Source organism: Fictibacillus sp. 26RED30 (assembly GCF_015903845.1).
In the GTDB taxonomy this organism is placed as follows: Bacteria; Bacillota; Bacilli; order Bacillales; family Fictibacillaceae; genus Fictibacillus; species Fictibacillus phosphorivorans.
Genome location: NZ_JACZDV010000002.1, coordinates 575,470 through 588,147 on the forward strand (window position 1 = coordinate 575,470; position 12,678 = coordinate 588,147).

11 protein-coding genes, 1 pseudogene and 2 riboswitches are annotated in these 12,678 nt (G+C 40.1%); of the genes and pseudogenes, 9 read left to right on the forward strand and 3 right to left on the reverse strand.

The window, feature by feature from the left end; translation table 11 throughout:
* Positions 1–20 precede the first annotated feature (20 nt).
* Positions 21–122, reverse strand: a riboswitch (SAM riboswitch).
* 154 nt (positions 123–276) lie between these two features.
* Positions 277–389, forward strand: a riboswitch (SAM riboswitch).
* Positions 390–671: 282 nt separating this feature from the next.
* From IHV11_RS15530 to IHV11_RS15545, 4 genes are all read left to right on the forward strand, one after another.
* Positions 672–1,829, forward strand: a complete 1,158-nt coding sequence (locus tag IHV11_RS15530) for an acyl-CoA dehydrogenase family protein (RefSeq protein WP_197195422.1) — start codon at positions 672–674, stop codon at positions 1,827–1,829.
* A gap of 122 nt (positions 1,830–1,951) precedes the next feature.
* Entirely contained in the window at positions 1,952–2,734 is a 783-nt protein-coding gene (locus tag IHV11_RS15535) for a DUF817 domain-containing protein (RefSeq protein ID WP_231620349.1), read from the forward strand.
* A gap of 130 nt (positions 2,735–2,864) precedes the next feature.
* Positions 2,865–4,043, forward strand: a complete 1,179-nt coding sequence (locus IHV11_RS15540) for an oxalate decarboxylase family bicupin (RefSeq protein WP_305069365.1) — start codon at positions 2,865–2,867, stop codon at positions 4,041–4,043.
* A gap of 200 nt (positions 4,044–4,243) precedes the next feature.
* Complete coding sequence (locus tag IHV11_RS15545; RefSeq protein WP_197132834.1) at positions 4,244–4,741, forward strand: C1q-like domain-containing protein; 498 nt, start codon at positions 4,244–4,246, stop codon at positions 4,739–4,741.
* Positions 4,742–4,813: 72 nt separating this feature from the next.
* On the opposite strand, the gene IHV11_RS15550 is transcribed toward IHV11_RS15545, so the two are convergent.
* Complete coding sequence (locus IHV11_RS15550; RefSeq protein WP_197195423.1) at positions 4,814–5,212, reverse strand: hypothetical protein; 399 nt, start codon at positions 5,210–5,212, stop codon at positions 4,814–4,816.
* 106 nt (positions 5,213–5,318) lie between these two features.
* Between IHV11_RS15550 and IHV11_RS21530 the strand changes: the two are divergent.
* From IHV11_RS21530 to IHV11_RS15570, 5 genes and pseudogenes are all read left to right on the forward strand, one after another.
* Positions 5,319–5,435 (forward strand): annotated as a pseudogene (locus IHV11_RS21530) (VOC family protein); the annotation flags it as partial.
* Positions 5,436–5,592: 157 nt separating this feature from the next.
* A complete protein-coding gene (locus IHV11_RS15555) occupies positions 5,593–6,282 on the forward strand; it encodes a response regulator transcription factor (protein WP_197195481.1) in 690 nt (229 codons plus the stop codon).
* Entirely contained in the window at positions 6,279–7,283 is a 1,005-nt protein-coding gene (locus IHV11_RS15560) for a sensor histidine kinase (protein WP_197195424.1), read from the forward strand. The genes IHV11_RS15555 and IHV11_RS15560 overlap by 4 nt, the downstream gene beginning before the upstream one ends.
* 99 nt (positions 7,284–7,382) lie before the next feature.
* A complete protein-coding gene (locus IHV11_RS15565; RefSeq protein WP_197195425.1) occupies positions 7,383–8,144 on the forward strand; it encodes an ABC transporter ATP-binding protein in 762 nt (253 codons plus the stop codon).
* Entirely contained in the window at positions 8,134–10,080 is a 1,947-nt protein-coding gene (locus tag IHV11_RS15570; RefSeq protein WP_197195426.1) for an ABC transporter permease, read from the forward strand. Before IHV11_RS15565 ends, IHV11_RS15570 begins: the two co-directional genes overlap by 11 nt.
* Positions 10,081–10,466: 386 nt before the next feature.
* Here the strand turns inward: IHV11_RS15570 and IHV11_RS15575 are convergent, their stop codons facing one another.
* Both IHV11_RS15575 and IHV11_RS15580 read right to left on the reverse strand, forming a co-directional pair.
* Positions 10,467–11,243 (reverse strand): 3-hydroxybutyrate dehydrogenase, encoded by a 777-nt coding sequence (locus tag IHV11_RS15575; protein WP_144696624.1) that lies wholly within the window; start codon positions 11,241–11,243, stop codon positions 10,467–10,469.
* A gap of 22 nt (positions 11,244–11,265) precedes the next feature.
* Entirely contained in the window at positions 11,266–12,552 is a 1,287-nt protein-coding gene (locus IHV11_RS15580; protein ID WP_197195427.1) for a GntP family permease, read from the reverse strand.
* Positions 12,553–12,678: the final 126 nt, after the last annotated feature.

Consider the following 12,678-nt stretch of genomic DNA (forward strand, 5'->3'; position numbering starts at 1 on the left):
AACATACGTATATAGATTTCCTCTTATCTTTCAAGCTTTCGCCTGCTGGAATTGGCACAATCCTAAAAATAGTTGTTGCCGAGGCTTCAAAGGGCCAGTCCCTCCACCTCTCTCGATAAGGAATCGATATTATTCAATTTAGTTACGAAATATACAGGAATAAAAATAGACTGTCAATGGAATTTATAGAAATAAAATAATTTTCTTAACAATCAGTTTTTAGTTGACAGTGGTTTGCTTTTTCCTCTATAGTGATGACTAATAATTAAATAATATATCTTATCAAGAGTCAGGGGAGGAACTGGTCCTACGATCCTGCAGCAACCGCTTTTTATAAAGAAAGGTGCTAATTCCAGCAGATGTTTTTTTGAATGTCTGATAGATGAGAGAGCGTGTAAGCATATGGAATCTACGTCCTCTTTCGTCTTTGAAAGAGGGCTTTTTTGTTTTTGGTGTCCTTCGCTGTACTTGTGAGCGTATGATTTGCGCTCCAGGTGCTCGCTTTCCGTGGGGCAATCGGTGAGCCCCTTGCCGCTTCGCGCCCTTAAGGGTCTCACCTGACCGCTTGTCCCACAGGAGTCTCGCACCTTGCGCTCCAATCAACCTATCAAAGATGTCTAATAACAAAACCAATCTACTAAAACCTTACTGAAAAAATTTAGGAGGGAACTATGAGCTTACCTTTGAGAAAAGCCACTGAGATAGATCATTTTGAAGAAGCGGTTAGTACCGCTCTAGGACTAAAAGAAATTTTTAAGAAACGTGCAGATTTTGTAGATCAAGAAGGCGTTTTTCCTTATGAGAACTTTCAAGATTTGAAGGATGCTGGCTTTCTTTCTCTTACCATTCCAAAAGAATATGGTGGTAAAGGGTTGAATCTACTTGAGTTCTTAACCATTCAAGAGCACTTAGCTGAGGGAGATGCTCCTACTGCCCTCTCTCTTGGGTGGCATCTCGGTACTCTTTTAGAGGCGGCAGAAAATCGGCATTGGAATGGTAACTCGTTCGCTGATCTTAGCCGGAAAATTGTTGAACAAAAAGCACTCATTAACTTGGCACAAACAGAGCGTGCGACGGGAAGTCCGTCTCGAGGCGGTATTCCTACAACAACAGCGGTCAAGAAAGCAGATGGATGGTTGATCAACGGAAGCAAAGCTTTTACTTCTATGGCAGAAGCTCTAGATTACTCAGTCATTACGGCTACCATCTCAGAAACTAATCATAAAGGATTTTTCTTAGTGGACCATCGGGAAAAAGGGGTTTTTGTAAAAGAAACATGGGACAGCATCTCTATGAGAGGAACAAAAAGTGATGACCTCCTTTTGAAAGACGTTTATGTACGTGAGGAAAATCTTCTAGTCGTAGAGGATGGGAAGAACCTCATACCTAAAGGCTGGTATCTTCAGGTGCCTGCTGTATACCTAGGCATCGCAAGAGCAGCGCGGAATTACGCGATTGAATTTGCGTCAGAGTATAGCCCTAACACTTTATCGGGACCTATCTCAGACGTACCAGAGGTGAGAAGAAAGATTGGAAAGATAGAACTTGAGCTATTCCAAGCTAGAACGATCCTTCATGCAGTTGCTGAAAAATGGGTAAACCACCCTGAACAACGTCAAAATCTAGGTACAGAACTCGCTGCCGTTAAACATTCTGTAACAAATAGTGCAAACAGGGTCGTTGATCTCGCGATGAGAATCGTTGGGGCTCGTAGTCTTTCTGTACAAAATCCGCTTCAGCGGCATTTTCGAGATGTAAGAGCCGGCCTTCATAATCCACCAACAGATGATGCGATCGTCTATTCGTTAGCGGATGCAGCGCTTAAGTAAAAGAAGTCAACTGACAGATTCATGTTAAACTAAACATTTTTTTATATGATGAGATTTAGATCACCATAGGTTATTATGGATACAATATATTTCCATATCAACTCATAAAAGGGTGGTTTAATTTGAGAGCGCTTCTTACATTCACTTATTTACAAGCACTTTCTTGCATCTTTCCAGTCATCATCTTTGGTGCGTTAGCTCTTTCAAAATTCGTCAGCATTCCGTTCATCCCTCGATACGATTTCATACTCCTTCTTTGTCTCCTTACACAAGTTGCCATGATCGTAACGAAACTTGAAACGATAGATGAACTTAAAGTCATCTGTGTCTTTCACTTGATCGGACTTGCTCTAGAGCTATTTAAAGTTCACATGGGGTCTTGGAGCTATCCTGAAGAGGCTTATTCTAAGATCTACGGTGTACCTCTTTACAGCGGTTTTATGTATGCAAGTGTTGCGAGTTATATTTGCCAAAGCTGGCGGAGGTTAGACCTTCAGATTAAGGGCTGGCCGAATCCCCTCTTTTCTTTTGGAATATGCGTACTAATCTACTTTAACTTTTTTACTCATCATTACTTATTTGATGCCAGATGGATTCTAATTCTGCTTTTATTCCCTATCTTTTATAAGACGGTTGTTCATTATACGATCAACGAACGCGTCTATAGAATGCCGATCCTTCTTTCCTTTTTGTTGATCGGATTTTTTATCTGGATCGCTGAAAACATTACAACGTTTCTCGGAGCCTGGCAGTATCCCAATCAAGAAGCCTCTTGGTCACTTGTGCATATTGGTAAGATCAGCTCCTGGTTCTTGCTCGTGATCATCAGCATTATTATCGTGGCACAATTAAAACGCATTAAAAGCCACCAAGATGAGATTTTCACGCATACGAAACACCTTTAAGCTGCCGTAGGCTTTTTAGGTGTTTTTTCTTTGTGTGGCTCCTTCTCAAGAAATCTGCATGTTCAAGATGTCCGCTCCATATGCATACATAGATGACGTTTGAACCTTCTATAAGAGAGGAGCTCATCACATGGATAAGAACAATAAAGATCAACAGCAACGAAGACCAATGCAGATTCCGCAACCAATTCGCAGTGATGGTGCGGGTGCGACCGACTTAGGACCTCGCGACGTTATGCGTGACATACAAAATCCCGATATGTTAGTTTCACCTGCAACAGATGCGGGAACTGTCCCAAATTTACGGTTTTCCTATTCTGATACACATATGCAATTGAATTTTGGGGGCTGGTCGAGAGAGATTACGGTCCGGGAGCTTCCTGTCGCCAAGACACTTGCCGGAGTAAACATGCGGCTGACTCCAGGCGGTGTAAGGGAGCTTCATTGGCATCAAGAAGCGGAATGGGCTTATATGATATTAGGCCGTGCTCGAATTACCTCGGTTGATCAAAACGGCAGAAATTTCATCGCCGATGTTGGTGAAGGTGATCTTTGGTACTTCCCTCCCGGCATTCCTCATTCGATTCAAGGACTTGAAGAAGGTTGTGAGTTTTTACTCGTATTCGATGATGGAAATTTCTCCGATCTGAGCACATTCTCTATTTCAGATTGGTTTGCACATACACCGAAAGAGGTTCTTTCAGCAAATTTCGGTATACCGGAAAGCGCATTCGCAAACATTCCGACTGAACAACGTTATATTTATCAGTCTACGGTTCCCGGTCCGATTGAAACACAAGCCGTACCTGATCCATATGGAACTGTACCGTTGAGCTTCACGCACCGTTTAATGGCTCAAAAACCACTCGTTACACCCGGTGGTACCGTTCGTATCGTAGATTCTACGAACTTTCCGATCTCACAGAGAATTGCTGCCGCTTTAGTAGAAATAAAACCCGGCGGAATGAGAGAGTTGCATTGGCATCCGAATAATGATGAGTGGCAATATTATTTAGCCGGTCAAGGGCGGATGACCGCTTTCGCTGGAAATGGAACGGCACGAACTTTTGACGTACGAGCGGGAGATGTAGGATATGTTCCGTTCGCATTTGGTCATTATGTGCAGAATACCGGAAATAAGAGTTTATGGTTTTTAGAGATTTTTAAAAGTGACCGTTTTGCAGATGTTTCATTGAACCAATGGATGGCTTTAACACCTAAAGAAATCGTGCAGAGTAATTTAAACGCTAGCCCTGAACTCATGAATTCCCTTCGCAAAGAAAAATGGCCAGTTGTGAAATATGATTAGCAAGAATATGCGATGCCACCTTTAAACAGCGATTAGAACTCTCTAATCGCTTTCTTTCAGTCTTTCTAGTAAAACACCTTCCCCTACTCTATTCATATACACCACTTACAACTTGTCCGCATAATCTACTAGTAATAATCTATTAGATTATTCTCTGATCTATTTTCTAGATTAGAGTGAAAATAGGAGGGAAAGTTTGTATGTACTACCATTATGATCAGAATCCGTACGCACATATGAAAAGAGATTGTGAATGCAAGCATAGAAAGGTTCAGCCTTGCCAAAAGGTTTCTGCCTTTAAAGCGGTTAAAGATTTGTTTCAATTTATATTAGGCTCCACACCAAATCAAGTGATATATCCGGTAGAGGTTTTTGATAGCAACAATGAATACAATCCAGATACATCAACGTTTGTTCCAAAGAGCAACGGAATATATACGTTTACAGCTAGTATCTTTTTGCCGATTTATACTGGAACACCCTATTCTGCATTCGTTGGCATTCGTGTAAACGGCGAGATTGTTGCAGGAAATCAAGAAATGATTACATCGCCAAACGCGATTGTAGCTACTTCATCACTCGTCGAGTTAAGAAGAGGCGACGAAGTTCAAGTAGTCGCCTCAAGTCCATCAGGCGCAACGATAGAAATAGAAGTTAATCCAATCGCAACTCGTTTTGAGGGTGCGAAGATAGGTTAAGCAGGTTTTAAATACAGACATGCAAAATAAACCGCAACGAACCTTGTTGCGGTTTATTTTTCCTAAATTTAATCAATGTCTATTAATTTTTATTAAAGTTTTTGATGGAGTAATATATTCCGTAGCATCAATCGAAAAATCCGATTGGTTACGTTTTATTTCCGCATACTGTACAACCTTTTCGTTATTAAGAAAGACTAATAGATAGATGTCATCTCTGCTATAAATATTACTTCGGTCTTTAAAATTCACGCCCATCTGTTTCTCCATACTTTCTTCTGCTGTATATGGTGGAAATAAATATCCCTTGTCCCATTCAAAATTTGCTAAAGAGTCTATGTTTATCTGACTTTTATTTTTGTCTTTTACAATAGACTGAATGGAATTCTCCAAATCCGTATTATGCGTTACTTCGCTACACCCTGTTAATAATAAGAATAGAGATAAAAACGCAAATGTAATATTCCTCATTTTTTTTCCCACCCTATCAGAATTTCTTTGGATTTACTTTACCATGATTTAGAACATTTTTATTGTTTCATGTGGAACATTAATTTAAAACTCTCTCTCAAGACTTTTCCTAGACTCCCCTCATATTGTTGCTAAGATGGAGCATACGGAGACATGGATGGTATTTTATAAGGATTTAGAAGGAAATACCCATGCTTTGATGAGTGAGGTAATACCTTCATAAGTTATTTCAGAAACGGTGCCTAAATTGGGCATCTTTTTTTGATAACGATATTATACAGACGAGTTGGTTGCGGAGTGAAAAAAATGCACATCCTAGAAAATATCCAAGTTTTGCTATAGACTGAAAAACATATCAAGTAATGATGTGGTGATAAATGATGTTTAAGATTTTGCTTATCGAAGATGATTCGACACTGTTCAGCGAGATAAAAGAGCGATTGTCCCAATGGTCGTATGAAGTGTATGGCATTACTGACTTTGGACGAGTGATGCAGGAGTTTACAGAGGTTAAACCTGACCTTGTTGTAATCGATATACAGCTACCGAAGTTTGATGGCTTTCATTGGTGCCGAAATATTCGAACGCATTCTAATGTACCGATCATCTTTCTGTCTTCGCGTGATCATCCGAGCGATATGGTTCTATCCATGCAGCTTGGAGCAGATGACTTTGTTCAAAAACCGTTTCATTTTGAAGTATTGATCGCCAAGATTCATGCGATTCTTCGACGTGTTTATAATTACAATACAGACACCGTTAGTCTCAAAACGTGGTGTGGCGCTCAAATCGATTATGAAAAGAATATCGTAACGAACGAAAAAGGTTCCGTCGAACTAACTAAGAATGAAGTATTCATTCTGAAACTCTTAATCGAGCAGAAGAATAAGATTGTAAGTCGTGATAATCTCATCAACAGCTTATGGGATGATAAAAAGTTCATTAGTGATAATACACTCACCGTAAATGTGAATCGATTAAGAAAACGTCTAGAGGAAATCGAACTCGGACAATTCATCGAGACAAAAGTCGGACAAGGCTATCGTGCAATAGAAGAGGATTCTATATGATCAAACGCTATTTGATCGAACGCAGCAGCTGGATATTTTTGTTTTTATTACAACAGCTGATCCTTCTCTTGATCGCCTATCTAGATCCAGCAATTCCCCTTTCTGCTGTTGGCTATATCGTTTTTATTTCACTTATTGTCTTTGTCCTCTTTCTATTTTATCGGTATCAGAAGGAAACAGACTTCTTCCAACAGCTTGAGGAAAGAGAAAATGATTTTGATCTTTCTAATATGTCATCACCTTCTACACCTTTTGAAAAAATCGTTAAAAACAGCATTACCGAACAAACAAAGCATTTAAAACAAACAGCTTCTGAAAACCGTTTACTGATCGAACAGGAAAAGGACGATCTCCTTGCTTGGATTCATGAGGTGAAAACGCCGCTGACGGCCATGCATCTCATGATACAGCGGATGGACGATACGCCATTAAAAGGAGATCTGACCTACGAATGGCTTCGTATCCACCTTCTGCTCGATCAACAGCTTCATCAAAAAAGAATTCCTTTTATTAAGAACGATCTTTATATGGAAGTGACTGATCTTGAGACGCTGCTTTTTTCCGAACTTAAAACGCTGCAGTCATGGTGCATTCAAAAAGGAATCGGCTTTGATTTTAACCTTGAAGTCACCCATGTCTTAAGTGATACCAAATGGCTAGCATTTATCATTCGCCAGATCTTAACGAATGCTGTGAAATACAGCCATTCATCAGAGATTATCATCAACTCTTATAAGATGAACGACAGAAACTATTTATCGATTCAAGACTTTGGTCGAGGAATTGATACAAAAGATATGCCTCGTATCTTTGATAAAGGGTTCACGTCAACGACAGACCATCAGGATCAAGCTTCCACCGGCATGGGCTTATATTTAGCCAAAAAAGCGGCAGACTCTTTACATATTCAACTCTCTGTAGGGTCAAAACGGAATGAAGGAACAACGGTCACGCTCGCTTTCCCAAAAAGAAATGAGTTTGATCAAACGATGGGCATGTGACGAAAGTGTCACATGCTTTTCTGTTTTGTTCGTTGAACAGAAGGAAAAGAGCTGAAATGCTTTCTATAATGAAACTATCAGAGAGGGGTTAATAAAATCATGAGTATATTGAAAGCCGTTAAGCTTCATAAGAGCTATGGAAATAAAAATAATAAACAGCACGTCCTTAAAGGCATCGATCTTTCTGTTGAAAAAGGTGAGTTCATCAGTATTATGGGAGCATCTGGCTCTGGTAAAACGACATTGTTGAACGTCCTATCCTCTATCGATCAAGTGAGCGAAGGTACGATTCATATCAACTCATTTGAGATGACAGCCATGAAAGAAAAACAGCTGGCAGAGTTCAGAAAGAACCACCTTGGTTTCATCTTCCAAGATTACAACCTTTTAGATACATTGACCGTTAAAGAAAATATTCTGCTGCCGCTTTCGATAACGAAAACACCGAAAAAGGAAGCTGAAAAGAAATTTGAGCAAGTCGCAACCGAGCTTGGTATTTCCGAGATAAAAGATAAATATCCGAACGAGATCTCAGGTGGACAAAAGCAACGAACATCTGCGGCTCGTGCATTCATTCATGAGCCAAGTATCATCTTCGCCGATGAACCGACCGGCGCTCTCGATTCCAAGTCTGCGTCTGACCTTCTAAACAAATTAAGCGGTCTTAACGAGAACAGACAAGCAACCATTCTTATGGTAACGCATGATCCTGTAGCAGCAAGCTATTGCAGCCGTGTGGTGTTTATAAAAGACGGACAGATCTACACGCAGCTTATGAAAGGAGAGCAAGATCGACAAAGTTTCTTTAAGGATATTATGAAAACGCAAGGTGTTTTAGGTGGTGTTCATCATGAACATTAATCAGCTCATCTTTCGCAACTTAAAGAAAAACTTAAGAAACTATTATTTATATGTTTTTGCTTTAGTATTCAGTTCTGCTCTTTACTTTGCATTTGTAACGCTTCAATATGATCCGTCGATGGATGCTGTTGAAGGTTCAGTAAAAGGTGAAGCCGCGATTCGAGCCGCTTCTATCCTACTTGTTGTAATCGTATCCGTCTTTCTGCTTTACGCGAACAACATCTTTATCAAACGACGCAGCAAAGAAATCGGGCTGTTCCAATTGATCGGGATGACGAAAAGTAAGATCTTTCGCATTCTTTCCATTGAAAACTTATTCCTCTACTTTGGTTCTCTTTTGATCGGAATCTTTGCAGGATTTTCGTTTTCAAAATTAATGATTCTCGTTTTGTTCAAAACGACTGGTGTAGATTCGATCGCATCTCTAAGGTTTTCACCACAAGCACTCCTACAAACCGTTCTCGTTTTTACAGCAATCTATCTGTTAATCATGATCATGAACTACACATTCATTAAAAGGCAGACCATACTATCTCTATTCCGTGTCACCTCTTCTACTGAGATCACTGTGAAAAAACTTTCTCGCTTTGAGATGGTGATGGGAATCGTGGGTCTCGTTCTAATCACGACAGGTTATATCGTATCTTCCAAACTGTTTGGCGGCGATTTTACAACGATGCCTCAATTATTTGGAGCAATGATCTTTATTTTGACAGCCGTCATTTTAGGTACGTATTTCTTTTACAAAGGCTCTGTCAGTTTTCTGCTGAACCTAGTGAGAAAACGAAAAGGTGGCTATCTATCGATCAACGAAGTGATGTCGCTCGCATCTGTCATGTTCCGCATGAAGTCGAATGCCCTTCTGCTTATGATCATTACGACCGTTTCAGCGCTCTCGATCGCTTTGTTGTGCCTTGCTTATATCTCGTATTATTCGGCAGAGAAAACTGCTGAAAAAAATGTTCCGCATGACTTTTCAATCATTGATAGAGAGTCCGCTGATACGTTCCAATCCGCTTTAAAGAAGAACAATATTCCGTATTCGGAAAAATCGATTGAAGTGATTCAGGTGACGGTTAACGCCTCGCAGCTTATTGATCGAAGCTTAGATGAACTCACTATCAATCCGAAAGCGATGCCGCTTCCTTTAATCAGCGAAAAGTCAGTATCTGGCATGGAAGTTTCACGGGATGAAGTGGTCTTTACTGGCTATGACGATCTGCTTCAAAAGTTTATGCCATTAAAGAAATCTGGAACCATCAAAATAAAAGGAAAGACCGAAACGCTCACTCAACGTTATGTAGGCTTAGAAGATATTTATCCCGTATCCTGGTATTTCACAGCTGGAGGTGTTCCAACCGCAATCGTTGATGATGCTATTTTTAAGAAGATGAAAAAAGATATCGATCCTAAGGTACAAAAAGAATCAAGCCTCTATATTGGGGTTGATATTAAGAATAAAGAACAACTGGAAAAGGCAGATAAACTGTTTAAATCAACCGAAACGTATAAAAAGCTATACAATGAATCTCGTCATGAAATCAGCACGAACCAAAAGAAAAACATGGGACTCATGATGTTTATCGTAAGTTTCCTAGGACTGACTTTCCTCGTCACCTCTGGATGTATCCTCTACTTCAAACAGATGGACGAGGGAGAAAGTGAAAAGCCAAACTATATGATTCTGCGAAAACTAGGTTACACGCAGAGCGACCTGTTAAAGGGTATTCAGTATAAGCAGCTCTTTAACTTTGGAATCCCACTAGTGGTCGGCTTGCTTCATAGCTATTTCGCCGTACAATCTGGGTGGTTCCTGTTCGGAGCTGAACTTTGGACACCGATGATCATCGTCATGGTCATGTATACGATCCTCTATTCGATCTTTGGCGTGTTGTCAGTTCTCTATTATAAGAAAGTGGTTAGAGAAGCACTTTAGCTTGATGCTCGCTTTGCTATAAAGGCGATAAATTGAATAAAAAGAACAAAATCGACTAAAACATGATGATTTTAGTCGGTTTTTTCTATGGTATACAAATCTTAAGCTTCACTTTGTGTCTCATAAGTGATTTTAATTGATACCATAAGGGGTATATGGCAAGATTATTCTGGAAAATTCGGTCCTGATTCGTAAAATATTGGGATTAATTCCGATAGTTTCGTCTATAATTTCACAAGTTTTGCTCATATATTGACGAGTCGACATTAATCGACTGCTATCGCCTATTTATATACCCTCAACCCTGATAAACAAAGGCCGCCTCTTACAACACCCAAAAAGAAAACCCCAGCCAATAAAATGGCTGAGGTTCATCAAAACTAAGATTATTGAGCAGTATAACCGCCATCGATTACGATTGCTTGTCCTGTAACACTTTTCGCTTTGTCGCTTGACAAGAACATCGCATAGTCTGCGATCTCGCTAACTTCCATCAGACGTTTTTGAGGAACTAATGGATAGATAACTTCTTCAAGTACTTTATCTAATGAAACGTTTCTTGTTTTTGCTAAATCTTCCATCTGGCCACGAACAAGTGGTGTGTCCACATAACCTGGGCAAAGTGCGTTAACTGTAACACCTTCTGCTGCTGATTCTAATGCTGCTACTTTTGTAAGACCGATTACACCATGTTTCGCACTGTTATAAGCTGCTTTTCCAGCAAATCCGATTAAACCATTGATGGATGAGATGTTGATGATACGTCCGAAACCTTGTTGCTTCATGATCGGCATTACATGCTTTGTTGCGATGAATGGTGCAGTTAGCATGATTTTGATCATAAGTTCGAATTTAGCTGTTGGAAACTCTTCGATTGGTGAAACGTGCTGAAGACCAGCGTTGTTGATCAGAACGTCAACACGTCCATACTCTTTGTGTGCAGTTTCGATCATGCTCTTGATGTCTTCTTCACTTGTAACGTCAGCTTTAAGACCGATCGCTTCAAGTCCAAGACCTTTTAATTCTTCTGCAGCCTTTTTAACGCCTTCTTCATTAAGGTCAGTTAAGACTACTTTGCTTCCGTTTTGAGCGAATGTTTTTCCGATTTCAAATCCGATTCCACTTGCAGAACCTGTAATAACGACTACTTTATTTTCTACCATACTACTCACTCCTAAAAAGTTTTTATATAATACCCATGCTTGCCATAATGATTCCTACGATTACGGCAATGGTAGGGATAATTAAAGCGACTACAAATACATCTTTGTACGTTTCCTTATGCGTTAACTGTGTTACCGCAAGAAGGGTTAACAATGCTCCGTTATGAGGCAGGATCGATGCTCCAGAGGCAATGGATGCCATTCTATGGAACGCTTCAGGACTCATGCCTGTTGACTGAGACAAATCATAATACGTTCCGCCAAGAGCTTGTAACGCGATTCCCATACCGCCTGATGCTGAACCTGTGATCATCGCTAAAAGCTGTACGACTAAGGATTCAGATACGAGCGGGTTGCTTGAGATTCCTAAAAGCATATCAGTAATTTTGTCGAAGTCCGGTACACTCGTTACAACCGCACCGAATCCAACGGCAGCACTCGTATTGATGATGGCCATAACAGAACCTTTAGCACCTTCATTCATAGAAGGAATGAACGTTTTGTATTGCTTGATATTGATAATAAGAATAGCTAGAATTCCCGCTAATAACGAAGGAATTGGAGCGATTTTTAAGAAATTAAGTAAAATAACAACAACGATTAAAGGAACTAATGAAAGAATCCAGTTTGGAAGGTTCTCCTCATTTTCATCTTCATTCTCTTTTGATTTATTTGGTTCTGTATACTTTTCACCAGCTGCTGTTAAACGGTTCTCTCTGAACTTCAGCCAGAAATAGCCGCCAACTGCCATAATCAGCGTAGCTACAATACCGATAATGGTACCCGCCATAGGGGTTGTCTTAAACGTGTTCATCGGAATTAAGTTTTGAATCTGTGGTGTTCCTGGTACAGCAGTCATCGTAAACGTGAATGCCCCAAGAACGATCGTAGGTGCGATCAATCTTCTAGAGATATCTGCTTTTTTAAACAATGCCAATGCGATCGGATAGATAGCAAACACAACCACAAACAGACTCACGCCACCGTAAGTTAAGACAGCTGATGCTACCAAAACTCCAAGAATCGCACGTTTTTCACCAATAAACTTCGTGAACTGAATCGCAACCGATTTAGCAGCTCCCGTATCTTCCATCAACTTACCGAGTACAGCTCCTAATAAGAAGATCGGAAACCATGCTTTTGCGAAATCTACAAAGCCGGTCATATACGTATTGGTATACGCGTCCATCAAGTCCAAACCACTCATTAGAGCAACAATACCCGCTACGATTGGAGCAACCCAGATGATCGACCAGCCGAGGTACGCAAAAAACATGAGTAGAGCCAGACCTATTATGATACTAATCAAAATCTTTCCTCCTTTTTTATATAGAAAGAGTGCGCTTTCATCTATTAGCACTTACTTTTCAAAAGTTTTCTTTGCACGAAGGACATTTTACTCCTGTGTATTTATTAAGTAAAATGAATTATAACT